Origin of the sequence: Bariatricus massiliensis (genome assembly GCF_900086725.1) — a bacterium.
In the GTDB taxonomy this organism is placed as follows: domain Bacteria; phylum Bacillota; class Clostridia; order Lachnospirales; family Lachnospiraceae; genus Allocoprococcus; species Allocoprococcus massiliensis.
In genome coordinates this window covers 1341737-1365235 of record NZ_LT574838.1, presented here as the reverse complement: position 1 = coordinate 1365235, position 23499 = coordinate 1341737, and the positions used below count along the sequence as shown (strand labels likewise).

The window sequence follows — 23499 nt, the reverse complement described above, 5'->3', positions numbered from 1 at the left end:
GGGAATTAGAATTCTATGACTTCTTTTATTTCATCCTTGGCATGGACTACGGCAGTGTGAAACGCTAAGTCACTGTCTTCAAATTTAAAACGGTGGGTGACAATCTGCTCTACATTGACTGCCCCACTTGCAATGGCGGCGATGGCAGCGGGGTAAAGATTGCGGTAGCGGAAAACAGATTTAATCGTGACTTCTTTCATCATGATCTGGTTAAAATTGTAGTTCACCATACTTTCTGCGGCCATACCGACAAGACAGACCGTTCCCCCCGGTTTGACGTAGTAGGGAGTCTGCTGGATGGTAGAGATGGCTCCGGCCGTTTCGAATACGATGTCCGCGCCCAAGTCTCCAAACACTTCTTTTACACGGGCGGCCACGTCTTCGCTTTCTGCGTTGATGACAGCGGTGGCTCCCATTTCCTTTGCCATATCAAGACGTTTCTGGAACAAATCCACAACAACAATATTGGAAGCTCCCCGGGCTTTTGCTGCCAAAAGGGTGACGAGGCCGATGCATCCTCCGCCAAGAATGAGGACACTGCTGCCAAGCGTGACACCGGCCTGTGCCGCCGCATGCATACCTACGGCCAGAGGTTCCACAAGGGCCCCTTCCTCTGTGCTGACGTTGTCCGGCAGTTTGAAACACATATCTGCCGGATGTACCACATATTCCTGAAGCGCCCCGGAGACCGGCGGCGCGGCAAAGAACTGGACATCGGGGCATAAATTATAGCGGCCCGTTTTACAGAATTCACATTTCCCGCAAGTATAACCGGGTTCAAGGGCTACCCGGTCACCCGGATTCAGCCCGCTTACATTTTTCCCGGCCTTTATAATGGTGCCGGCTGCTTCATGCCCAAGAATAAAGTCTTTGGGAGCTGGGGTATCGCCAACCTTTCCCTCTCTGTAAAAATGCACGTCTGAACCACAGACACCGCAAAATTCCATTTTAATCAGGACTTGACTGTCGTCAGGCTCCGGAAGAGGACGGTCATCCCGGATAATTATGTTCATTTTCTCTTTTAGGTATGCAGCTTTCATCATTGTATCCTCCTTTATGAAAATATATTTTATAAAAGTGTTTTATCTAATGTGTTTATATATTATTGCATATCAGACAAAAAGTCAAGCAAATTAATTGCCAAAATTAGAAATATGTTATATGATAAGCATAGACTAAGTCAGAAAATTTACTAATAGTGAGGTTTGGGTATGACGCAGGAAAACAGGCAGTCAGTAAAACAATATAACAGAAACAGAGTATTCCGCCTGATAGCTTCCAGGCAGAGGATTTCAAAACAGGAGATAGCGGCGGAGCTGAATTTGAGTCTGCCGACCACGACGCAGAATCTCAATTCATTGAAAGAGGAGGGGCTGATTTCGGAAAATGGAACCTTTGATTCCCAGATAGGGAGAAAGGCCAGAGCAATCTCCATTGTTCCCAATTATCGGGTAGCTATGGGACTGGACATTACGCCTCATCACATTTCATTGGTGCTTGCAGATTTGAACGGCAGTATTATTGATCATGTGAGAAAGAAATTTACCGTCGGGGCAAATGAGGCCAGTTATATTGCCCTGAGGGACAATGTTGAGGCATTTGTCCGGCAGAATCACATTAATCCCGCACAGATACTCGGTCTGGGCATCTCGGTACCGGGAATCGTATCCTTTGACAAGAAAGAGATTATCAACGCGGCCACGCTTCCCTTGCCGGCCAATTTTTGTGAGATTTTTGAAAAATATTTTTCCTTCCCCTGCCATATGTTCAATGATGCCAGCTGCGCGGGGATTGCGGAGTTCTGGCGCAATGACTATGAGAATGAGACAATAGCATATCTGCTTCTAAGTAATACAGTAGGGGGCGCTATATTGGTCGATGGAGTCCCCTATGCGGGAAGAAACAACCGGAGTGCCGAGTTTGGCCATATTACGATTGAGCCCGGCGGCAGAAGATGTTCATGCGGAAAACAAGGGTGTGCCGAGATTTATTGTTCGGCCTTGTTCCTCTCCGGACATACAGACAATAACTTAGAAACATTTTTCAGAGAGCTGGATGTAGGAAACCAAGAATATGAGGCGCTTCTCAAAGAATACTTGCGGAACCTCTCTATTTTAATCAATGATGTCAATATGTGTCTGGACTGTCAGGTCGTGCTCGGTGGTTATATGGGTACATACTTAAAGCGGTATATCGGGGAAATTCGGCAGCTTGTCAGTGAACGCTGCACGTTTGCGACTGATGGTGGATATGTGCGGGCGTGTACTTGCGAATTTGAAGCGGCAGCGCTGGGGGCGGCGCTTTCTTACATTGAAGAGTTCATTAAAAGTGTATAACGATGAGGAGGAATTAGAGATGGACAAGCAAAAGGAGTTCGATGTCATCTGTATTGGTCAGGTGACACAGGATATTGTGATGACTAATTTGGAGCTGAATACAGAAAAGTTTTTTCAGAACGCGACCTGTGCCGAGGAGCTTATCTTTACTTCGGGAGGGGATGCGGTTAATGAAAGCGTGACTTTAGCCAAGCTGGGGGACAGGGCCTCTCTGTTGGCAAGGCTTGATTGTTCTCCGGTGGGGAATATGATACTCGAGGATATCGAACAACATATCAATACTTCCCTTCTGGTACGCAGGGAGGATTGCCGTGTCCCCTCGGTGGTGGTGGCGATTCAGCCGGATGGTGAGCATTATTTTCTTGTGGGGCCGTCCCAAAATTATGGTCTTGAGCCGGAAGACATCGATTTTTCCGTGTTTGAGAGGACTAAGGTAGTCAGCGCGGCAAGCCTTTATTCGCTGGGGGAGATGGACGGCGAAGGAATCCGGCTGGTGTTCAGAAAAGCCAAAGCGTGCGGGGCTGTGACGGTGGCGGATTTGAACACGGACATCAAATCGCTGGGGCCGGATGCCTTCCATGATTTGTACAAAGACATTGATTACCTCCTGCCGAGTTATGAGGAGGCTGAGTATGTGACCGGCCAGAGTGAGCTTCCGGCAATGGCTCAATTCTTTTTAGAAAAAGGGGCCAGACACGTGGTGATAAAATGTGGAAGTAAAGGTGCATATTACCAAGACGCGGACGAGACATTTCAGATAGGTGCATTTCCGGTAAAGGCTCTCGATACCACCGGATGTGGTGATAATTTTGTGGCAGGATTTATACACGGACTGCTAAAAGGCTGGAGTCATAAAAAGTGTGTGACTTTCGCCTGCGCCACTGGGGCAGTTAATGCCATGAGCTATGGCGGTCATCTGGGAGTGACGGGGGAAGAGCAAATACTGGAGTTTCTTAAAAAGAATGAAATTTGAATGAATAAGGCACGAGGAGTCGGAAGGGTTTCCCCCTTCCGGCTCCTTTTATATTTTAAAAAGTAATTTTACAAAATAAATTTATAAAAAATATTGACATTAATAAAAAATAGGATATAATAAAAAACAACTAGTACAAAGCGACAAATACTAAAAATAAAATTTGTGATATTAGTACAAAATACATAAAACAAAAGTGGGAGGGAGGAATACACGTGGGAGAGACAATCAAAATGGAGCTGCGCCATGTCTCCAAATCCTTTCCGGGAGTGAAAGCATTGGATGATGTGAGCTTTCAGCTAAAAAAGGGCAGCGTCCATGTTCTCTGTGGAGAAAACGGCGCGGGCAAGTCTACCTTGATGAAGGTGCTGTATGGCCTGTACCATCCGGATGCGGGAGAGATTATCATTGACGGAGAAAAAGTACATATTGCTTCTCCGGCGGATGCCCGGAAGTATAAGATATCCATGGTCTTTCAAGAATTATCATTTGTGCCGGATATGACGCTTGAGGAGAATCTGTTTCTGGGCCGGTGGCATAAAAAAAATCCATTAAAGATGGACTGGAAAAGGATTCGAAGAGAGACGGAGGCGCTTTTAGAAAAGGAAGGGCTGGACTATGCGCCAGACACGATGCTCAGGAATATGAGTGTATCCAACATTCAGATGTTAGAAATATTGAAGGCAATTTCTTTTAATGCAGAGATTTTAATTATGGATGAACCTACATCCTCTATTTCTAATCAGGAGGTTGAGTTCTTGATTCAAAAAATCAAAGACTTGAGAGACAGGGGGATGAGCATTATCTATATTTCCCATAAGATGGATGAGATATTTAGAATTGCCGATGAAATCACGGTGCTCCGGGATGGGAAGACGATTACGACCTTAGATAAGGACGAGACAAATGTGGACGAGATTATTGAATTGATGGTCGGGCGGAAGCTGGAGAACCAATATCCAAAGGTGTCTATAGAAATAGGCGAAGAGCTTCTGCGTGTGGAGAAGCTTGCGAAAGATAACGTGTTTGAGGATATTAGTTTCCATGTGAGGAGGGGCGAAATTGTCGGGTTTGCAGGACTGGTGGGAGCCGGACGGACTGAGGTGATGAATACGGTCTTCGGGATGGAAAAATATAATTCCGGACAAATTTTTTTGAATGGAAAGCAGATTCAAGTTAAGAACATCCGCAGTGCTATCGAGCAAGGCGTCACCATGGTCACGGAAGATAGGAGAAGGTTCGGTATTATTCCGGTGAGAAGCGTGTTGGAAAATGCAGCCCTTGCAACACTGAAAAAGTATTTTTATAAAGGATGGAGCCATAAGAAAAAAGAACGGGAAGAAGTAGCGGAAGTATTTGGAAAAGTCAGAGTAAAAGCACCTTCGATGGAAACGCCAATCATGAATCTGTCAGGAGGGAATCAGCAGAAAGTGATTCTGGCCAAATGGATGCTCTGTGATTCTGGACAGGTAATCATCATGGATGAACCAACAAGAGGAATCGATGTGGGGGCCAAGAAGGAAATTTATGAGCTTATGAACATTCTGGCGGAGAGCGGAAAAGGCATTATCATGATATCTTCCGAGCTTCCGGAGCTCATAGGAATGTGTGACCGCATATATGTCATGCGGGAAGGAAAGATTTCCGGATGCCTAGAGGAGAGAGAATTATTTACGCAGGAGCGGATCATGAGCTTTGCGGTATCGTAGAACAGGAGGAGGCTTACCATGGAGAAAAAGAAAAGAATAGATATCTCCAGATATTTATCGAAGTACAGTCTATTTATTATACTGGTCGTGATGGTCATCGTATGCAATTTCGCGAATGAGAACTTTCTTCAGCCGGCCAACCTGCTGAATGTGGCAAAGCAGCAGTCTGTCAATATTTTATTGGCTTTGGGGGCTATGCTCTTAATATCGGCAGGATGTCTTGACCTTGCGGCAGGTTCTAATCTGGCGCTGGCCAGTGTGATAGCGCTGTACGCATACAAAGCAGCGCCCAGTGTGGCGGTGGCCTTTGCGGCGGCAATTGCTGTGGCGGTTGTCTGTAACCTGATCAGCGGTATTATGGTAACGGGTTTTAACACTCCTCCCTTTATTGCCACACTTGCCATGCAGCTCATGGCCCGTGGGCTTGCCCTCTATATCACACAGGGGCAGAATCAGTCGGGACTTGGCGCGGACTTGCAGGAAGTAGGGCAGGGGAACACATTTGGAATACCGAACAGCATATACATCACCATCGTGATTATTCTGGCGGTCGTCTATTTGACAAAGGAAACAAAGCTCGGGAGAGCGGTCTTTGCCGTAGGAGGAAATGAAGATGCGGCCAACGCATCGGGAATCAGTGTGAAGGCAGTGAAAATGCAGGTGTACGCGTTGAACGGCCTTTTGACAGGTATCGCTGCTACAATCTACTTGTCGCGAGTCAACAGCGCCATGCCTAACGGCGGCGTAAGCTATGAGTTTGACGCAATGATTGCGACGATTGTAGGCGGGACGAGCTTCTCAGGGGGCGTGGGCTCCGCTGTGGGAACGGTGATCGGCGCATTTATTGTGGGATTCCTGAATAACATTATGAATCTGATGGGAATTGATTCTTATCTACAGCAGGTGGTAAGAGGCATTATCATCGGCGGCGCCGTTATTTGGGATATCTATTTTAAGAACAGAAAAGGTTCTGTAAAATAAAAAAATAATTTAAGGAGGAGACTATGAGAAAACAAATGAAAAAAGCAATCAGTGTAGCAGCGTGTGCGGCATTGGTGGTGTCCATGGCTGCCTGCGGGAAAAAGGATGACGGAGCGGGCAAAAAGGAAGAGGGGAAGTATAAAGTCCTCTATGTAAGCCGGAATCAGGCGGATACTTTTGCGGCGCGTCTGGCGGGGGATTTTGAAAAATACTGGGAGAAGACATACAAAGACAAATTCGACTTCGACGTTCAGGACTCTCAAGCCGACAATGACAAAGAGAATCAGATTATTGAGCAGGGCGTGGCGGCAGGCTATGACGGAATTATCGTACAGCCCAATGACAGCGATTCCCAGACACCCTATGTCAAATCTGCCGCTGACGCGGGCGTGAAAATTATCACTACCAACGCAGGAATCCGGGATATTGAAGGTGCTTCGTGGATTGACGCCGACCCGTATGAGCAGGGAAAAGCCATTGCGGAACTGGCGGTCAAACAGATTCCACAAAATGGAAAAGTTGCGATTATGTCGTGCAATCCCGGAAATCTGCACACAGAGAGCAGACTGAAGGCGTACAAGGATATCTTTGTAAAAGAAAGAAGTGACTGCGAGGTGGTAGCAGAAAAAATCTGTACCCAAAGTGATCAGGCGACCTTTATGCAGACGATGGAAGACTGGGTTCAAGCTTATGGAAAAATCGACGCTGTTCTTACGATAGGCGACGATTTGGCAAAGGCCTGCTATGAAGTAGTCAAGGACGACCCTACCTTTGCAGAGACTCAGTACTACGGCGTCGATGCGAATCCAGATGCACTGCTCCGCATTAAAGCGGGCACACAAGATGCCACTGTAATGCAGGATACGGCCGAATTAGCACAGAAAAATCTGGATGCGGTATACCAGCTGCTTACCGGTGAAAAAGACAAGGTAGAAGAGACGATTGAGACCATATTGATTACTCCGGAAAATGTAGATGAATATATAGAAAAATATATTGAAATCGGCATTATTACACAGGAGGAATATGACGCGGTCAAATAGCGGGCGAATCTTCTAATCAGCCGTCATCACCTGAATTTTCAATTGAGATAATAACCTCCGCCAGTTTTCGGCGGGGGTTTTGTCTGTTATAAGAATATCTATATCCTGTACGGAAAGAAAAAAATCGGGGTAAATCCGGTCGAACGCAGTGGAATCGGCTAGGAGTATTCTACATCCGGCACACTCTGCGGCCGCGCGTTTTAAGGCGGCAAGATAGCTGCGGGTGCAGGTGGCGCCCAAAGTAGAATGAAGGCCCTCGGCTGTGAAAAAAACTTTAGAAGCGCGATGGCGCTTTATCAGATCGATTCCCTCCTGAGATTCAAAAACACCGTCTGATGCGTGGCAGCGTCCACCGGCAAAGATTGTCGTTATATTAGAGCGGCCGTGGAGGGCCGTTAGCGTATTGAAATCGTAACAGAGAACCGTCACGTTCAGATTTGGCTGTATGGTGCTGCACATATAGGAGGCGGCAGGACCGGAATCGGAGATGATGATGTCGTTATTTTCCACTAGAGTGGAGGCGAGCCTGCCTATTTGAATAGAGGGGAGGGTGTCAGGGGAGAGAGAGTCCGGTGAAAAGGCGCCGGATAAAGCCAGCGGGTTCACATATGGCTTTGTACTTAACAGGGAGGACGCTTCCAGATCTGCCAAATCCCGACGTATGGTCATCTCGGACACAGAAAAATCCTGCGCCAGCTTCTTTATTGAAATATTAGGTTCATCCTGCAGTAATTTGATTATATTCTTTAAACGTTCTTGTTTCTTCCCCATAGTATTCTCTTCCTTCGTATATACTCTTTGACTTTAACGTCTTTTTATGAAAATTACCAATATTTGTCAAGTTTTCTGTGTGATTGCAAAGTGGAAGAAGATAACACGCCAATGAGAGCGGCAAAGCCGCCTCCTCATAAGCGAGTGATATGAATTTTTAGCGTAGAACGTAGATCAGTGGTTCTGCACAGGCTGCTTTGAATCCTCGTTCAGAATATCCGAAACTGCCTGATAGGAAAGGCTGCAGCAATACAATTCTTTTATGATTGCGCTAGTCAGGCGCCGGGAACAGCCAAGTGCGTGGAGCCCTTTTACTTTAGAAGAAATCTCGGGAAGAGTCCTCCTGTGACTTGGGAGGATGGTGGAGTGGAATTGTGAAAAACGATCGCGGGGAAGTGAGAGCGAGAGCTCGCCATAGACAGAGCGGACTGTCCGTGCCGTGCTTCCGTTTCTGTAATTTCCGGGAGAATTTGCGAGAAAACGATTCATCTCATCCTCTGCCATTTTTTCCAGAACGGCGGAAAAGAGACGTCTCATAATAAGGTGGACATCTTGGATGGAAGTGGGAGAAAAAGTCTCGACAAGGAGCTGGGCCAGCATGGTTTCCGGGGAATTTGTTTTTTGTGACATAATACTACCTCCTGAAAATATGTATGTTTAAAGTTTGTTGAAAGTTCTGATTAGAGGCGTATGTTATTATACAACAAAACAAACTGTTTGTGTTGTGGAAAAAAGAAAAGAGTGTTATGAAATAACAAAAAATGTTAATATAGTACAAAAATATTGACTGGAAAAGTGAAAAATGATAAAGTTAGAATGTAAAATATTATTCAAAGCAATTCTCCGCATAAATGCGGAGAATGCTGTTAAAGTGTCTGAAATATAAAGACGCTTGCGAATCAAGGTGCTCCGGTAATGATTTCTACACCGTGGTTTTCGATGATTTTAGTAGCTTTTGGGTCAAAGGGCCGGTCGCATACCAGTGTGTCCACCGCATCCCACGTGTTTAAAAGAAAAACTCCCTGTGTATTGAATTTAGTATGATCCGCCAATAAATAATTATGTTGTGAGTTTTCCAACATAATTTTTTTTATTTGTGAACCTGTAATCCCGTTATTAAAAAAACCTTGTGTGGAAAACCCGCTGCAGGAAATAATGGTGGCGTCCACGAAAATATTTTTGGCGATATTGACGGAAATCTCGGAATCCAGTGTGCTGCTGTCCTTGTCGAGAAAGCCTCCGATTACAAAGGTATTGATATTTGGGCAGTCTCTGAGATGCAGAAGGGCGACAGCGCTGTTAGTGAAAATAGTCAGCCTTTTGCTGGAGGGCAGTGCATGGACGAATTCATAAGCGGTGGAGCTTCCGTCGATATACACGGAGGACACATCTTTTATATGTTTGATAGTCAACATGGCAATCTGGCGTTTGAGGGCATGGTTGACCTGATACCGGGAACTGAAGGACATTTCTTTTTTGCTGTCGTCGAGCAGGACTGCTTTGCCGTATTCCCGGCGGATCAGGCTGGAATGTTCCAACGCGTCCAGATCTCTTCGGATAGTCATGGGAGATACGGAAAAATGTTCGGCCAGCAGCGCCACCGTCACCTCTCCCCGTGATTTGATGAGTTCATAAATAAGAATCTGACGTGCTTCTGTTTTCATAATTAAGTGTTGGCGGCCCCAAGAAAGGCAGCCTCTCCTTCCTAAAAATGATTGAAATAAGTTTGATTATGTCATGCGCCAAGCATGAGAATGAACAAACGAACAAAAATTGTTTAAAAATGTAAAATTATGTAATTATTATATAATAAAATGTTGAATAAAGCAATATTATACCTAAAACTGCCGAAAATAGGACCTATAATTGTTAGAAAACAGAAAAATAATGTTGTAAAAAACAGAAAATTGAACATTTAAAATATAGACACTGTTCGATTTAACAACTATAATAAGCACAAAATTGAAAGTTCTAACAGAGCAAAATAAAAGGAAGAGGCAGGTAATGAAAGTGAACAAAGAGTTAATCAGAGAAGTTATGGAAGTGGCAAAGAGACTGGATGAAAAAAATCTGGTAAATACGTTTGAAGGAAATATTTCTACAAAGCGGGACGGAATTATCTATATTACACCGACGACTAAGAATAAGGCTCTGCTTACGGAAGATATGATCGCGGTAATCGATGAAGACGGAAAGCAGATAGGTGGAAATGCAAAGCCCACGTCTGAACTTCCGATGCATATGGCGACTTACAAATTAAGGGATAATATTGGCGGAGTCGTACATTGCCATCCTACATTTATGACTGCTTATGCGATATGCAATATCCCGATTACAACGAAGGCGTATCCGGAAATGATGGGCAATTTCGATACCTTTGAGATTGTGCCTTACGGAAAGCCGGGGACAGAAGAAATCTTAAAAGGAGCGGACAAGCTGTTCGAACATGCGGACATCGTATTGTTAGGAAACCATGGTGTTCTGGCTGTCGGCCCTACGGTAACAGACGCGATGAACAAGGTAGAGGCGGCAGAAGCCATTACAAAGACTCTGTTTTTTGCAAATATGCTGGGGCAGCAGGTAGATTTACCGGAGGGGGACATTGAACATTTTAAAAATATCTGGTCTTCCAAGTGGAAATAGGCTGACTCAGATACAGGGAAAGAAGGAAGAAAGAAGGGAGCAAGATGCAGCCGCAATACAAGATAGAACTTCGAAATATAACGAAAGACTTTTCGGGTGTACGAGCCCTCAATAACGTATCCATCAAAATCAGGCCGGGCACGGTACATACTCTGGTGGGGGAAAACGGTGCGGGAAAGTCTACCTTGATGAAGGTGCTGAACGGAATCTACAAGCCGGACGGGGGATCTATAATCATCGACGGCAAAGAGACGGTCATAAAGAATCCCATAGATGCCAGAGAGCAAGGCATCGCCATGATTTTCCAAGAGCTGAATTATATACCGGAGCTTTCCATAGAGGAGAACATTTTTATGGGGAAGTTTCCTAACGGGAAAATGAAGGGGCTTGTGAACTGGAGAGAAGTACGGCAGAGGACAAAGGAGCTTTTGAAAAATGAAGGGCTGAATTATGAGCCTCAGACCAAGATAAAGAATCTTTCGGTATCTGAGATTCAGATGCTGGAGATTATCAAGGCTATCTCCTTTAACGCAAGTGTGGTCATCATGGATGAACCTACCTCGGCCATCACGACCAAAGAGGTAGAATTGCTGTTCCGGAAAATTGAGGACATGAAAAAAAGAGGCATCAGCGTCGTGTATATCTCCCACAAGATGGATGAGATTTTCCGGATATCGGATGATATCACGGTGCTGAGAGACGGGGAAGTGGTAGGGGGAGGGCCCGCTAGCGATTATGACGACAACTCTCTCATAGCCCAAATGGTAGGCCGTGAGATTTCTAACCTATACCCCAAAGAGACGGTGCCTATCGGAGAGACAGTTCTGGAAGTAAAGGACTTGTGCTCGGAGGGCATGTTTGAACATATTGACATGACCGTAAAGGCGGGAGAAATCGTCGGGATATCCGGTCTGGTGGGAGCAGGAAGGACGGAGCTTGCGAGAGCATTGTCCGGAGCGGATCCAATCACCAGCGGGGAGGTGTTCCTGTCAGGGAAAAAGCTGAAGCTCGGCAATATAGGGACTGCCATGAGGGAAGGAATCATCATGTTGTCGGAGGACCGGAGAAAATACGGCATAGTAGGCTGCCGGGATATCTTGGACAATGCAACGCTTTCCGACAACTGCGTCAGTAAAGAACTGTTCGCAGGCTCTAAGCGTCAGGTGGAAAAAGCAAAAGAACTGATAAAAAAGCTGAACGTAAAAACACCGGGGCTGAGTGTAAAGATTGAAAACTTAAGCGGCGGCAACCAGCAGAAGGTGGTGCTGGCAAAATGGCTGATGCTGGACGCCAAAGTCCTCATCTTGGATGAGCCTACCCGGGGAATCGACGTGGGCGCCAAATATGAGATTTATAAGATTATCGAGGACTTGGCAAAGCTAGGCTGCGCCATTATTATGATATCCTCGGAAATACCTGAACTTATGGGGATGACAGACCGCATGTATGTCATGTGCAAGGGAAGAATTACAGGAAAGCTGAACAGGGAGGAGTTCTCGCAGGAGCTCACCATGAAGTATGCAGTAGGAGGTACGAATAAGTGAAAAAGTTAAATTTGAGCAAATATGCCAGTGTGCTGATACTTTTGGGTCTGGTCATCATCTGTGCTTTTCTGGATGACAGTTTCTTCACCGCACAGAACCTGATTAATGTTTCCAGACAGATCAGCGTCGTGACCATACTGGCCTTTGGTGAAACGATGTTGATTATTGCCGGACAGCTGGACTTGTCCGTGGGAACAAACGCGGCCATGTCGGGAACCTTTGCCTGTATCGTATACATAGCGACGGGCTCTCTGTTCATCGCGCTGATGACGGGCATTATCCTCGGCGGAATCGTGGGAGTGGTCAACGGAATTGCTGTGACACAGTTTTCTGCGCCGCCTTTCATCGTTACGCTGGCCATGCAGCAGATAACAAACGGTATTATCTTCCTATATACCAACGGACAGAACGTATATAAAATCGGTGACTTCCGTGTGTTTGGGCAGGGAAGTCTGGGGCCGATACCGATACCGGTCGTGATCATGCTGGTAATTGGAATTATCTCTTTCATTATATTAAAGAAGACAAAATACGGGCGCTATCTATATGCTATCGGGGGAAATGAGGATGCGGCCGTGGCTTCTGGAATCAAAGTAAAGAAAGTGAAGATGGCTGCCTACATCATTTCAGGCCTGCTGGCCGGGCTTGGCGGAGTTGTGCTGATGTCAAGGCTGAACGCCGGACTTCCGGCTTCCGGCACAGGGCTTGAGACGGATGCGCTGATGGCTACCATCATCGGAGGAACCAGCTTTACCGGTGGTATCGGAACGGCGCCGGGAACACTGATCGGCTCTTTCGTAATCGGTATTCTCAATAACATTATGAATCTCGTAGGAATACAGTCTTATTTGCAATACATATTGAAGGGAACTTTAATTATTATCGCGGTTATCTTCGACATTCAATCCAAGCAGAGAAAACGAGTCGTGCGGATTGTAGGCGATCAGGAAGTGACTGCACAGAAGAAGGACAAGAACTAAACAGAGCTAATTCCTGCAGGGAAGCGGGATTAGGATAAAACAAAAGGAGAAAGGAAGGAAAAAAGTTATGAAAAAGAAAGTATTATCCATGCTGCTTGTAGTGGCCATGGGAGTGAGTATGCTGGCTGCCGGATGCTCATCCAAAAAAGAGGAGACAGGTGGAGAGAAGAAAGATGAAACATCCGGAGACAAGAAGGAGATTGCTGTTCTGATTGGCGATATGACGGCTACCTACGCGTCATGGCTCGCCCAGTCCTTTGAAAAGCTGGCAGATAATTATCCGGATTACAAAGTTACCATAATCGACAATAAAAACGATGTGGGAACCCAGATTTCCAATCTTGAAAATGCGGTGTCCAAGGGGTACGACATGGTTGTTATCCAGAGTATTGACACGGAGGCGCTGATGGATCCGATCAATGCAACTATCGAGCAGGGGATTCCGGTATGTACGGTAAATGGAACTAACAAGGGTTCTGAGGACGCCTCCTGCGTAGACTGCGATCCGGTCCAGCAGGGAAGTATTCCGGCTGCGGTAGCACTGGAAGATATTCCGGAAAATGGTAAAGTAGTCGTTCTGCTCGGGCCTTCCGGCAACGTACATTCTATCGGCAGAAGAGAAGGATTCGAGAAGACTTTGTTTGAAGCAAGGCCTGACATTGAAATTCTTGACGAGCAGATTGCCAACTGGTACAAAGATGAAGGCATGGCTCTTATGGAAGACTGGCTCCAGAAATACAACCAGATTGACGCTATCATCTCCATGAATGATGCCATGGCTCTCGGCGCACTTGAGGCTGCGAAGGCTGTAGGCCGTGAAGGAGAGATGACTTCCTACGGCGTCGACGGACTGGCGGATGCGTGCCTTTCTATTAAAGACGGTGAACTGACTGCGACCTGCGTACAGAATGCTTACGCACAGGCAGAAGCGTCACTCGATATCTGCGATAGAGTGCTTAAAGGGGAAATTGACAAAGAGACAAAACTTGTCGACGGCGAATTGATTGATTCCAGCAATGTGGATGAATGGATTAAAGTTCACACAGAAAATGGGCAGATTAAATAATTCAGTAGAATAATGAGATGTGGCAGGGAGACGGGCTGGCAAGCAGCGGCGGCTCCCTGTTGTTGAAAGTGGACAAAAAGTTCTTGCGAGCGGTCTGCTTGGACAGGAGGATAATGAGATGAATGAATATAGAGGATTTGATGAAAATTTGAGCCTGAATGGCAAGGTGGCAGTTGTCACGGGCGGAGCCAGCGGAATCGGAAACGCGGCCGCTAAAATGATGAAGAGAAAGGGTGCTGATGTGGTACTGTTTGATTTGGCGGAATCGGTAAAGGAAGCGGCACAGGAGATGGGGGCTGTGGCATACGCCCTTGATATCACCAAGCCGGAGCAGGTACAAAAAGCGGTCGACCAGATTATTGAGGAAAAAGGGAAAATTGATATCCTCTGCAATATCGCGGGGCTTGGCTCTGGAACGCCGGCCGACGAAATCAGTGAGCAGGAGTTCGTGAGCGTAATCAATGTGAATCTCTGCGGCGCCTTTTTCGTATCCCAGATTGTGGGACGAGAGATGATAAAAGCAGGAAACGGCGGGCGGATCATCAACATGGCGTCTCAGGCGGGGGTGGTGGCCCTCTATGGACATGTGGCTTACTCGGCCAGCAAATCCGGCCTGCTTGCGGTGGCGAGAGATTTGGCGTTAGAGTGGGGGAAATATGGAATTACATGCAATGCGGTATCCCCTACCGTAGTTATGACCCCGATGGCCAGAGACTATTGGGTAGGAGAACGGGGAGCGGCGCATTTGGCGCAGATTCCGGCGGGACGTTTTGCGGAGATGGATGAGATCGCTATGGCGGTGACTTACCTTGCGAGTGACGCGGCTGCCATGATTAACGGGGCAAATATTGTGGTTGACGGCGGCTTTACGGTGTGCTGATTTTTAAAGAGGTGGAAATATGGCGGAGAAATATGTTGCTGTAGACGTAGGTTCCAGCAACGGAAAAATCTATACAGGTGAGCTGACCCATGACCGGACGCTGAATATTCAAGAAGTCGGCAGATTCGAGACACCGAGAATGATGTATCAGAATCATCTATGTATCAATGTATACGGTATATATGAGCAGATATTGAAGGTGTTGGCTGAGCTGGGAAGAGCGGGGGTCGAGATACGGAGTCTGGGCGTCGACACGTGGGCCAGCGATTTCGGCATCATTGACGGGCAGGGCGCCGTACAAGGGATTCCGGTGTTTTACCGGGATACGAGGACAGAGCATACCATGGAGTATGTGGAGGAAAAGATTGGCTACCGCAGGCTGTATGAGCTGACGACCCAGAGAAAGCTGAAGGATACAACACTTCATCAATTGATAGCCCTGCTGCGGGAAAATCCGGAGGCACTGGGAGACGGCAAAAAAATACTTTTTTTGGGCGATCTCCTGATGTATCTGCTGTCGGGCAATCCAATCTCGGAGATTTCGGCCGCTTCCTATTCGCAGATGTTCAGCATGAGAAAGGGGAGCTGGGAAGATGAGGTTTTTGATATTTTTGGCGTGCCCAAGAGCGCGCAGCCTAAAGTAGTTCCTGCGGGAACCAGACTCGGTCTGGTAGAACAATCTATCGCGGACTGGTGTGGTACGAACCGTTTCCAGATTGTAGCCCCTGCTGTGCACGATACTTCGTCTGCCAGCGTAGTGGTCCCGGTGGATGAACGGAAAAATTGGGCCTTTATCGCAACTGGTACATGGTTTCTTGTAAGCATGGAGCTCCCTGAACCGGCGGACAATGAGATGAGCTACCGATATAATTTATCCAACACGGCACTTGCTTTCGGGAAAACGCTCTGCAAAAGAAATGTGATGGCGATGTGGCTGATTCAAGAGTGCCGGAGAAAATGGAATGCCATGGGAATGAATTTGAGTTTTCCGGAAATCGTTGAAAGAGCGGTGGAGTCCAGACTATTTGCCGGCGTGGTGGACACGGAATGTAATGCATTCTTTAACCCGCAGGATATGCCGGGGGAAATTGTCAAATATCTAAGCGATACGGGGCAGGGATGCTTTGCGGAGACGGATGTGGGGCAGATCGCGCGTATCATCTATGAGAGTGTGGCGCTTAAATGTGCTTATGCGCTGGAGGCACTGAAAAAGACTACCGGTAGACAAGTAGATACACTCTATATCATAGGAGGGGCCAATGCGGTCACGGTTTTGAACCAATATATAGCCAATGTGACAAACACAGAGGTGATAACCGGGGCGAAAGAGGCGTCCTGCGCTGGGAATATCCTGCTGCAGGCCTATGGAATGGGAGAAGTGGAATCCGAGGAGGAAATTCGGGAAATTTCCCGCAATACCTTCCCCCAAACCCACTATTACCCTGAAGACACAGAGATATGGAAAGAACAATATATAAGGTTCTGCGAGATATGCAGACTGGAACCGGTTTAAGGAGGAAAAAGAAATGGCAGAGAAGAGAGTGATAGGAAGGCATCCCGTAATCGGAATCCGCCCGGTCATTGACGCCAGACAGGGACTGCTGGACGTGCGGGGCGGACTGGAAGAACAGACCATGTCCATGGCCAATGCGGCGAAGAGGCTCTTTGAGGAGCATATCCGCTATACAGACGGAGAAACGGTGGAAGTCGTCGTGGCGGACACCACCATCGGCCGTGTGGCGGAGGCTGCCGCCTGTGCCCAGAAGTTCAGGACCGCGGGCGTAGACATTACCCTCTCCGTGACGCCCTGCTGGTGCTACGGCTCGGAGACCATGGACATGGACCCCATGACCATCAAGGGAGTCTGGGGGCTCAACGCCACGGAACGCCCCGGCGCGGTCTATCTGGCCTCAGTGCTGGCCGCCCACGCAAGGAAGGGGCTCCCCGCCTTCGGCATCTATGGAAGGCATGTGCAGGAGGCGGATGATGAAGAGATCCCCGCGGATGTGCAGGAAAAGCTGCTCCGGTTCGCGAGGGCCGCGGTGGCCGCAGCCTCCATGCGCGGGAAGTCCTATCTGCAGATAGGCGCTGCCTGCATGGGCATCTCCGGCTCCGGCATCGATCCAGATTTCTTCGAGGAATATCTGGGCATGCGGGTGGAGTCCGTGGACGAGGTGGAAGTGCTGCGGAGGATAGAGCGGGGCATCTACGACGAGAAGGAATATGAGAAGGCGCGGGCGTGGGTGAAGGAGCGCTGCCCGGAGGGATGGGACAAGAATCCTCTGGAAGTACAGCACGACCGGGAAGCCAAGGACTACAACTGGGAATTCACCATCAAATGTGCCCTCATCATCAAGGACCTGATGAACGGGAATCCGAGGCTCCCGGAGGAATGGGGGGAGGAGAAGCTGGGGCATAACGCCATAGCGGCGGGCTTCCAAGGACAGCGTCAGTGGACGGACCACCTGCCCAACACGGATTTCCCGGAAGCCATCCTGAACAGCTCCTTCGACTGGAACGGGGCGAGGGAGCCCTACATCCTTGCCACGGAGAACGACACCCTGAACGGGGTGGGCATGCTGCTCTTGAAGCTGTTGACGAACCGGGCCCAGATGTTCGCGGATGTACGCACCTGCTGGTCCGGGGAAGCGGTGAAGAGAGTGACTGGGTATGAACTGGAAGGGGAGGCGAAAGAAGCGGGCGGTTTCCTGCATCTGATCAACTCCGGGGCCTGCTGCCTGGATGCCAGCGGTGCGGCCAGGGACGCCGGGGGCAGGGGGAGCATGAAGCCCTTCTGGGAGATGACGGAAACGGACATCGACGCCTGCCTGAAGGCCACCACATGGTGCGAGGCGGATCTGGGCTACTTCCGGGGAGGCGGGTATTCCTCCCGGTTCGAGACGCGGGCCAGAATGCCCATGACCATGGTGCGCGTGAATCTGGTGAAGGGAGTGGGCCCTGTGGTGCAGCTGGCGGAAGGTTGGAGCGTGGAGCTTCCGGAGGAGGTGTCGGACAGCCTGTGGAAGCGTACGGATTATACATGGCCGTGCACGTGGTTCGCGCCAAGAGTCACGGGTGAGGGGGCGTTCAAGAGCGCCTACGACGTGATGAACAACTGGGGGGCGAACCATGGGGCCATCAGCTACGGGCATGTGGGCGCGGATATGATCACGCTGTGCTCGATGCTGCGGATACCGGTGTGCATGCACAATGTACCGGAGGAGTCCATCTTCCGTCCGGCCAGTTGGAATGCCTTCGGGATGGACAAGGAGGCGCAGGACTACCGGGCGTGTGCGGCTTATGGAGCACTCTATAAGTAGTGTCAAACCCACGGGAAACGTCTTTTAACGACATCCAAGACGGGAAACAGTCTGTTTTTTCCTATAAATTACGTGCCTTTGTACATGAAATATGATACAATTTACATGTGAATATTTTATCGTATGACCCTAGCAACTAGAGGATATCTACAGAAGAAAATGCTGGAAAGGAAATTGCGTAATATGGAAATTAAAGGCGTCATATTTGATATGGATGGATTGATGATCGACACGGAAAAGCATTATAATTATTATCTGTGCAAAGCAGCAAATGAACTAGGATTCCCGATGAAACGGGAACATGCGCTGATGCTGCGGAGCCTCGACGAACGTTTGGCGGGCCCCTTGATGCAGCAATATTTGGGGGCCGGCTATGACCATCAGAGTGTTCTTACGCTTTATAGAGGATATGTCAATGAATATTTTTCGTCTCATGAGATAGAAGTGAAGCCGGGGCTGTTTGAATTACTTCAATATTTGCAGAAACACCATTATATAACTTGTGTGGCTACGGCCACGGAGAAGAACCGGGCGTGTTCTTTTTTGAATAAAATAGGGGCGGCGCCGTATTTTTCTTATCTCTGCTCCGGGAAGGATTTGGAGCATAGTAAGCCGGCGCCAGATATTTATTTGAAGACGGCTGCAGAGATGGGGCTGGCGCCGGAGAATTGTATCGCTTTGGAGGATTCGCCTAATGGGGTGCGTGCGGCGCACGGCGCCGGGTGCTGTACTATTATGGTGCCTGATTTGACACAGCCGGATGAAGAGCTGCGCGGTATGATTTTTGCAAAGGCAGATACGCTTGAAGCGGTGATAGATATTATAGAAACAACTGTGCCGGCAGAATAAAAAAACTGGGGGAAAATTTATGAAGCTAGGTTCGAATATTATTGACATTCAGAAAAAGAACCGGTGTATTGTGCTGCAGACATTGATGGAACATCCTGAGATATCCCGTGTGGATTTGGTAAGAATTACAGAATTGAACAAGGCGACAATCACCAATATTATCCGGGACTTTCTGGAGATGGGGATTGTGAAGGATATCGGGCAGATTTCGGCCAGTAACGGAAGGAAGGTCGCCGGGCTGAGCCTTTGCATGGATGATGTGGTCTCGGTCATCCTTTGTATCAGAAAAGACTATGTGGCGGCTGCCGTGTGCAATGTGCATGGGGAAATCCGCAATTACGTGAAAGTGCCCTATCGGGATGATAGCGATATTCAGAAGATTCTGAAACAGTATAAGGAAGAAGTGGACAAGCAGCTTGCATACAGCCGGGATAATAACCTGAAAGTACTGGGACTTTCGGTGGCTACGCTAGGGTGGCTCCTGCACGAGGAAGACCGTTATTATATCAAGGCGGATGATGTGGAAGTGCTGGGTGAAGTGGACATTAAGGGCGCGTTCAGGGAGATGTTCCCGGATATGGAAATCTGGGTCGATCATGACGCGAATATGAGTGCACTTGCAGAGTGGCATAAACTTGGTAAGAAAAGCGACCGTATGCCCGAATCCCTGCTCAGTATTGTAGGGGGAATCGGATTTGGCGGAGGAATCATTATCCGCGGGGAAGTTTTCGGCGGTTTCAATGGAATCGCGGGCGAAGTGGGGCATATGGGCATCAACTGCCTGACTAGACGGCACGGTAAGAACAGTGATTTCAGCGGTATCTGGGAGGACTATGCCTCGCCACTCTCTATCAGGGACAATGTGCGGGAGAACTGGATGGATTATCCGGATACGGTGCTGGCGGAAGACTCGACTTTGGAAGAAATCTATAGCGCTTATGAGGCTGGGGACGATCTGGCGGAATGGGTGATGAAGCGCGCTGCGCGTTATCTGGCATATGGACTGACTGGGCTTACGTTTATTCTCAATCCGGAGGTGATCGTACTGGGGGATGAGATTATCCGAAGCAAGAAGTTTGAACGTCAGCTGTACGCTTATATGAAGCGTTTTTTGCCGCCGGAGCTTTATAAAACGCTGAACATCCAGTTTTCAGACTTTGATAAAAATGGAATTTTGGTGGGGGCGGGGCTGGCGATGGTGAAGCATTACCTGCGCACTTATGAGATGATTGATTTTATAACTGAAGTGTATAAAAAGCAGCCGTGAGGCTGCTGGGAATAGGAAGAACTGCCGCCCCTGTAATATCAGACGGGGCGGCAGTTCTTTATAATGAGATGATGGCAGCATATTTCATATGCGGGGAGAACAGCTCTCCGCATAATTTTTGGCGCTGGTTACAGCACCTGACAGAATTCTACTTGTTCTCCCGTAGGGCTTTTGATTTTGAAATATTTACAGCCCTGCTTCCAGAAATTCGGTATTCCTTCGATTCCATCTGTACAGATATCATATCCTGCATTTACGCAAAATTTATAATCTGCTTCGATATCGTTTGAAACATAAGAGATATGGTCGATTTTTCCTTTGGCGCCGGCGGCCAGACTGTCATCCTGATACATCTCATAGGTGACAGAACCGTCTGCTGTGGAAAGAAAATATACGTTGCGGCCTTCGGGATTCTGAAATTTACCTTTGACAGAAAGCCCAAGTACTTCCTGATACCAGACGGCATCGGCCTCCACGTCGGAAACAGCCAGACCAATGTGGTCAAGGGGTCTGTTCTTAATCATGTGCATCCTCCTTTTCTTCTGCGTCCAGTTCATCGTACAGCGTCTTAATACTGCGGCTGATCAACTGGTATTTTTGGTATTGTTTTTCATAGCCGTGCGCAGGGGTGTAGATCTTTCCAGTCTTCACGAAAGCCTGCACCGCGTCGGCGTATGTGGGATAATCCCCGGCAGAAACTGCGCTGATAACGGCGAGTCCCATGATGCCAGCCTGCGGGTTTTCTAAAATATGTATCGGGCAGCCGATGACGTCTGCTTTCATCTGCATATAGAGTGCTGCCTTGGAAACACCGCCGGAAGCAGTGAGTTTCTTTATGTCCACCCCTATTTTGCCGAAGATTTCCATGCTCACTCTGGCCTCGTAGCAGAGACCTTCCAAGAGGGCGCGGAACATCTGCGGTTTGGTGACGGTCACGTCTACCCCGAGAAATCCGCCCAGCGCATGGTTCTTAGGGTCCATCAGGCTGACCTTGGAAAGATAGGGGAGAAAGAATACATTTCCCGCACTTTCGGGGCAGTTTCTATACAACTGCTCATAAGAAAACGTGTCAGAGCCAGTTTCGTAAAAATTCCGTACGAACCATGTAATACTGGAGCCGTGGGTCAGGTTTCCGGTAATGATAATATAGTGCTCCTTGTCGATGTACGGCTCAAAACATAATTGGTTTTCGATAATCATTTCGTTTAGATGGTCTTTGTGAACCACACAGTTGATGCTTTCGGTGGAACCCTGTCCCATCATCACTTCGCCGGGAGAAAGAGAACCGGAGCCAAGGGTAGCGGCGCACTGGTCATGGATTCCCATGATAACTGAGAGGGTCCGGGGGAGTCCAAGCTCTTCGGCAAGAGCGTGCTTGATTGGCCCCAGTACTGTGCCCGGCGTAGTGACTTTGGAAAAGCGGTCAATAGGAATATCGAAGAGCTCTGCTATTTCTTCTGACCACTCCAAAGTTCCTGCGTCAAAAAACATAGTACGGGAGGCGCTCCCGGGGTCGATGGCGCGCACCCCGGAGAGCATGTATGTGATATAATCACCAAATAAAAAGTATTTGTCTGCGTGTTCTAATATTTCCGGCATATGCCTGCGGTACCAGAGAAACTTGTTGAGTGTAAACATCTGGTTTACCGAGACGCCCGTGATGCTGTGAAGCCGGTGGGCAGATATTTTTTCTTCAATTTCCGGCAGTGTATCAACGCACCGCTGGTCAAGATATACGATGCCATTGCAGAGCACGTGGTCCTCGCTGTCCAGAATGGCCATTGATTCCCCAATCGAAGAGACGGCGATCGTGCGCGCGTCCTGTGCGTGAGGGGCTATCTGCCGCAGTACTTCCTTTACAGCCAGCCAGACTTCGGCAGGGTCAAGCTCTACATAACCAGCCTTTGGAGATGTGAAGGAATATTCCCGGCCGGCAGAATAAAGGATTTCTCCGGCGGTGCTGACGACGGCGGCTTTGCAGCCGGAAGTGCCTACGTCCAATCCGATATATGACATGATCTAAGCTCCTTTCCGTGAAGGGGTGTGGTAAGACGTCTACTCGGCGTCCGGGTTAATTCGGATTACTGCCTTTGTTACTGCGTTTTTATTGTGAATCGCATATTCCATACCCTTCTGGATGTCGCTGAATTCAAAAATGTCAGAAGCAATCTTTTTCAGAGGGATGATACCGTCAGAGACGGCCTTAATAATGGTAGGATAATGGTTGCGGTAACGGAAAACAGTCTTTATGGACATTTCGTTGTCAATGATCCAGTTGACGTTAAGCTCTGCCTTGCCGGAACTGGTGTATCCGACCAGAGTGATGGTACCGCCACGTTTGGTCATTTTGGCTATCTGGAAGAGCGTCGTGGCATTTCCCGCAGTCTCGAAGGAAAAGTCTGCGCCTCCTCCCGTGAGCTCGATTACCTTGGCTACCGGGTCACATTCGGATGCGTTGACCACATGCGCGGCGCCCAGTTCCAGCGCTTTATCCAGACGGTTCTGCATCACGTCCACCACGGTAATATCTTTCACGCCCATACTTAATAAAGAAAGCATGGTCACCAGACCGATACATCCGGAGCCTAGTATAACGGCGGAAGAACCTACAAAGGCACCGGACTGTCTTGCTGCGTGGAAACCTACGGCCAGAGGCTCCATGAGAGCGCCCTCCAGAGTACTTACGTTGTCAGGCAGCTTGTAGCACAAGTTGGCCGGATGTGCGATATATTCGGCAAAGCAGCCTTCCGTCACAGGGAGGGAAGCGTAAAAATAAACATTGGGGCAGAGGTTATATTTGCCCTGTTTGCAAAAATCACATTCCCAGCAGGGAACGCCCGGCTCTACAGCCACCCGGTCTCCCGGCTTCAACGAAGTGACATTTTTGCCCACAGCGGCAACCACGCCACCGGGCTCATGCCCGAGTACCATAGGCTCAGTCACAACGCTCTCTCCGATAAAACCGTGTTCAAATAAATGGGAATCTGAGCCGCATACACCTACGTAATCTAATTTTACTAATACACAGTTATCCTTTACTTCCGGTACATCGATCATCTCGAAGTCAAGCTTTCCCGTTGTGTTCATAACGGCAGCTTTCATTTTTTTAGGAATCTCCATAACTAATCTCCTTTCAG

21 protein-coding genes are annotated in these 23499 nt (G+C 48.2%); 14 read left to right on the top strand and 7 right to left on the bottom strand.

Going from position 1 to position 23499, the window contains the following annotated elements:
- Positions 1-5: 5 nt before the first annotated feature.
- Positions 6-1043 (bottom strand): NAD(P)-dependent alcohol dehydrogenase, encoded by a 1038-nt coding sequence (locus BN6465_RS18095; RefSeq protein ID WP_066737836.1) that lies wholly within the window; start codon positions 1041-1043, stop codon positions 6-8.
- A 168-nt stretch (positions 1044-1211) separates the two neighbouring features.
- Here BN6465_RS18095 and BN6465_RS18090 point away from each other — a divergent pair, with 168 nt between their 5' ends.
- From BN6465_RS18090 to BN6465_RS18070, 5 genes are all read left to right on the top strand, one after another.
- Positions 1212-2336 carry an ROK family transcriptional regulator gene (locus tag BN6465_RS18090; protein WP_066737835.1) on the top strand — a complete coding sequence of 375 codons (1125 nt, stop codon included), beginning with the start codon at positions 1212-1214 and terminating at the stop codon, positions 2334-2336.
- Positions 2337-2355: 19 nt separating this feature from the next.
- Positions 2356-3309 carry a carbohydrate kinase family protein gene (locus tag BN6465_RS18085; RefSeq protein ID WP_066737834.1) on the top strand — a complete coding sequence of 318 codons (954 nt, stop codon included), beginning with the start codon at positions 2356-2358 and terminating at the stop codon, positions 3307-3309.
- 215 nt (positions 3310-3524) lie between these two features.
- A complete protein-coding gene (locus tag BN6465_RS18080; RefSeq protein WP_066737833.1) occupies positions 3525-5018 on the top strand; it encodes a sugar ABC transporter ATP-binding protein in 1494 nt (497 codons plus the stop codon).
- Between the two features lie 18 nt (positions 5019-5036).
- Positions 5037-5999: an ABC transporter permease gene (locus BN6465_RS18075; RefSeq protein WP_066737832.1), complete on the top strand. Its 963-nt coding sequence runs from the start codon at positions 5037-5039 to the stop codon at positions 5997-5999.
- Between the two features lie 23 nt (positions 6000-6022).
- Entirely contained in the window at positions 6023-7042 is a 1020-nt protein-coding gene (locus BN6465_RS18070; RefSeq protein WP_082891776.1) for a sugar ABC transporter substrate-binding protein, read from the top strand.
- A 12-nt stretch (positions 7043-7054) separates the two neighbouring features.
- On the opposite strand, the gene BN6465_RS18065 is transcribed toward BN6465_RS18070, so the two are convergent.
- The 3 genes from BN6465_RS18065 to BN6465_RS18055 form a co-directional block, all read right to left on the bottom strand.
- The gene (locus BN6465_RS18065; RefSeq protein WP_066737829.1) at positions 7055-7813 is read right to left on the bottom strand and encodes a DeoR/GlpR family DNA-binding transcription regulator; all 759 of its coding nucleotides are present in this window, start codon (positions 7811-7813) and stop codon (positions 7055-7057) included.
- A 174-nt stretch (positions 7814-7987) separates the two neighbouring features.
- A complete protein-coding gene (locus tag BN6465_RS18060) occupies positions 7988-8443 on the bottom strand; it encodes a transposase (RefSeq protein WP_066737827.1) in 456 nt (151 codons plus the stop codon).
- 269 nt (positions 8444-8712) lie between these two features.
- Positions 8713-9477 carry a DeoR/GlpR family DNA-binding transcription regulator gene (locus BN6465_RS18055; RefSeq protein ID WP_066737825.1) on the bottom strand — a complete coding sequence of 255 codons (765 nt, stop codon included), beginning with the start codon at positions 9475-9477 and terminating at the stop codon, positions 8713-8715.
- Between the two features lie 340 nt (positions 9478-9817).
- Here BN6465_RS18055 and BN6465_RS18050 point away from each other — a divergent pair, with 340 nt between their 5' ends.
- The 9 genes from BN6465_RS18050 to BN6465_RS18010 all read left to right on the top strand — a co-directional run bounded on the left by BN6465_RS18050 (position 9818) and on the right by BN6465_RS18010 (position 20362).
- On the top strand, positions 9818-10456 hold the full coding sequence (locus tag BN6465_RS18050) for a class II aldolase/adducin family protein (RefSeq protein WP_066737824.1): 639 nt from the start codon (positions 9818-9820) through the stop codon (positions 10454-10456).
- A 44-nt stretch (positions 10457-10500) separates the two neighbouring features.
- Positions 10501-12000, top strand: a complete 1500-nt coding sequence (locus BN6465_RS18045; RefSeq protein ID WP_066737823.1) for a sugar ABC transporter ATP-binding protein — start codon at positions 10501-10503, stop codon at positions 11998-12000.
- A complete protein-coding gene (locus BN6465_RS18040; protein WP_066737821.1) occupies positions 11997-12980 on the top strand; it encodes an ABC transporter permease in 984 nt (327 codons plus the stop codon). The genes BN6465_RS18045 and BN6465_RS18040 overlap by 4 nt, the downstream gene beginning before the upstream one ends.
- Before the next feature lie 67 nt (positions 12981-13047).
- The gene (locus BN6465_RS18035) at positions 13048-14046 is read left to right on the top strand and encodes a sugar ABC transporter substrate-binding protein (protein ID WP_066737819.1); all 999 of its coding nucleotides are present in this window, start codon (positions 13048-13050) and stop codon (positions 14044-14046) included.
- 118 nt (positions 14047-14164) lie between these two features.
- Entirely contained in the window at positions 14165-14926 is a 762-nt protein-coding gene (locus tag BN6465_RS18030) for a GolD/DthD family dehydrogenase (protein ID WP_066737815.1), read from the top strand.
- 19 nt (positions 14927-14945) lie between these two features.
- On the top strand, positions 14946-16439 hold the full coding sequence (locus BN6465_RS18025) for a rhamnulokinase (protein ID WP_066737813.1): 1494 nt from the start codon (positions 14946-14948) through the stop codon (positions 16437-16439).
- 13 nt (positions 16440-16452) lie between these two features.
- Complete coding sequence (locus BN6465_RS18020) at positions 16453-18246, top strand: L-fucose isomerase (RefSeq protein WP_066737812.1); 1794 nt, start codon at positions 16453-16455, stop codon at positions 18244-18246.
- A 183-nt stretch (positions 18247-18429) separates the two neighbouring features.
- On the top strand, positions 18430-19095 hold the full coding sequence (locus tag BN6465_RS18015) for an HAD family hydrolase (protein WP_066737810.1): 666 nt from the start codon (positions 18430-18432) through the stop codon (positions 19093-19095).
- Positions 19096-19114: 19 nt separating this feature from the next.
- Positions 19115-20362 (top strand): ROK family protein, encoded by a 1248-nt coding sequence (locus BN6465_RS18010; protein ID WP_066737808.1) that lies wholly within the window; start codon positions 19115-19117, stop codon positions 20360-20362.
- A gap of 128 nt (positions 20363-20490) precedes the next feature.
- Here the strand turns inward: BN6465_RS18010 and BN6465_RS18005 are convergent, their stop codons facing one another.
- The 3 genes from BN6465_RS18005 to BN6465_RS17995 are packed head-to-tail and all read right to left on the bottom strand — an operon-like array spanning position 20491 to position 23482.
- Positions 20491-20886, bottom strand: a complete 396-nt coding sequence (locus BN6465_RS18005; RefSeq protein ID WP_227183488.1) for a VOC family protein — start codon at positions 20884-20886, stop codon at positions 20491-20493.
- Positions 20879-22378: an FGGY-family carbohydrate kinase gene (locus BN6465_RS18000; protein WP_066737806.1), complete on the bottom strand. Its 1500-nt coding sequence runs from the start codon at positions 22376-22378 to the stop codon at positions 20879-20881. Before BN6465_RS18000 ends, BN6465_RS18005 begins: the two co-directional genes overlap by 8 nt.
- A gap of 39 nt (positions 22379-22417) precedes the next feature.
- Positions 22418-23482, bottom strand: a complete 1065-nt coding sequence (locus BN6465_RS17995; protein WP_066737804.1) for an NAD(P)-dependent alcohol dehydrogenase — start codon at positions 23480-23482, stop codon at positions 22418-22420.
- Positions 23483-23499 lie beyond the last annotated feature (17 nt).

What these genes read in the sequence shown, in the direction of transcription:
- BN6465_RS18010 (WP_066737808.1), top strand. Translation starts at nt 19,115, where the DNA reads ATGAAGCTAGGTTCGAATATTATTGACATTCAGAAAAAGAACCGGTGT.
- BN6465_RS17995 (WP_066737804.1), bottom strand. Translation starts at nt 23,482, where the DNA reads ATGGAGATTCCTAAAAAAATGAAAGCTGCCGTTATGAACACAACGGGA.
- BN6465_RS18060 (WP_066737827.1), bottom strand. Translation starts at nt 8,443, where the DNA reads ATGTCACAAAAAACAAATTCCCCGGAAACCATGCTGGCCCAGCTCCTT.
- BN6465_RS18025 (WP_066737813.1), top strand. Translation starts at nt 14,946, where the DNA reads ATGGCGGAGAAATATGTTGCTGTAGACGTAGGTTCCAGCAACGGAAAA.
- BN6465_RS18020 (WP_066737812.1), top strand. Translation starts at nt 16,453, where the DNA reads ATGGCAGAGAAGAGAGTGATAGGAAGGCATCCCGTAATCGGAATCCGC.
- BN6465_RS18035 (WP_066737819.1), top strand. Translation starts at nt 13,048, where the DNA reads ATGAAAAAGAAAGTATTATCCATGCTGCTTGTAGTGGCCATGGGAGTG.
- BN6465_RS18050 (WP_066737824.1), top strand. Translation starts at nt 9,818, where the DNA reads ATGAAAGTGAACAAAGAGTTAATCAGAGAAGTTATGGAAGTGGCAAAG.
- BN6465_RS18090 (WP_066737835.1), top strand. Translation starts at nt 1,212, where the DNA reads ATGACGCAGGAAAACAGGCAGTCAGTAAAACAATATAACAGAAACAGA.
- BN6465_RS18065 (WP_066737829.1), bottom strand. Translation starts at nt 7,813, where the DNA reads ATGGGGAAGAAACAAGAACGTTTAAAGAATATAATCAAATTACTGCAG.
- BN6465_RS18085 (WP_066737834.1), top strand. Translation starts at nt 2,356, where the DNA reads ATGGACAAGCAAAAGGAGTTCGATGTCATCTGTATTGGTCAGGTGACA.
- BN6465_RS18095 (WP_066737836.1), bottom strand. Translation starts at nt 1,043, where the DNA reads ATGATGAAAGCTGCATACCTAAAAGAGAAAATGAACATAATTATCCGG.
- BN6465_RS18030 (WP_066737815.1), top strand. Translation starts at nt 14,165, where the DNA reads ATGAATGAATATAGAGGATTTGATGAAAATTTGAGCCTGAATGGCAAG.
- BN6465_RS18000 (WP_066737806.1), bottom strand. Translation starts at nt 22,378, where the DNA reads ATGTCATATATCGGATTGGACGTAGGCACTTCCGGCTGCAAAGCCGCC.
- BN6465_RS18070 (WP_082891776.1), top strand. Translation starts at nt 6,023, where the DNA reads ATGAGAAAACAAATGAAAAAAGCAATCAGTGTAGCAGCGTGTGCGGCA.
- BN6465_RS18015 (WP_066737810.1), top strand. Translation starts at nt 18,430, where the DNA reads ATGGAAATTAAAGGCGTCATATTTGATATGGATGGATTGATGATCGAC.
- BN6465_RS18075 (WP_066737832.1), top strand. Translation starts at nt 5,037, where the DNA reads ATGGAGAAAAAGAAAAGAATAGATATCTCCAGATATTTATCGAAGTAC.
- BN6465_RS18045 (WP_066737823.1), top strand. Translation starts at nt 10,501, where the DNA reads ATGCAGCCGCAATACAAGATAGAACTTCGAAATATAACGAAAGACTTT.
- BN6465_RS18055 (WP_066737825.1), bottom strand. Translation starts at nt 9,477, where the DNA reads ATGAAAACAGAAGCACGTCAGATTCTTATTTATGAACTCATCAAATCA.
- BN6465_RS18005 (WP_227183488.1), bottom strand. Translation starts at nt 20,886, where the DNA reads ATGATTAAGAACAGACCCCTTGACCACATTGGTCTGGCTGTTTCCGAC.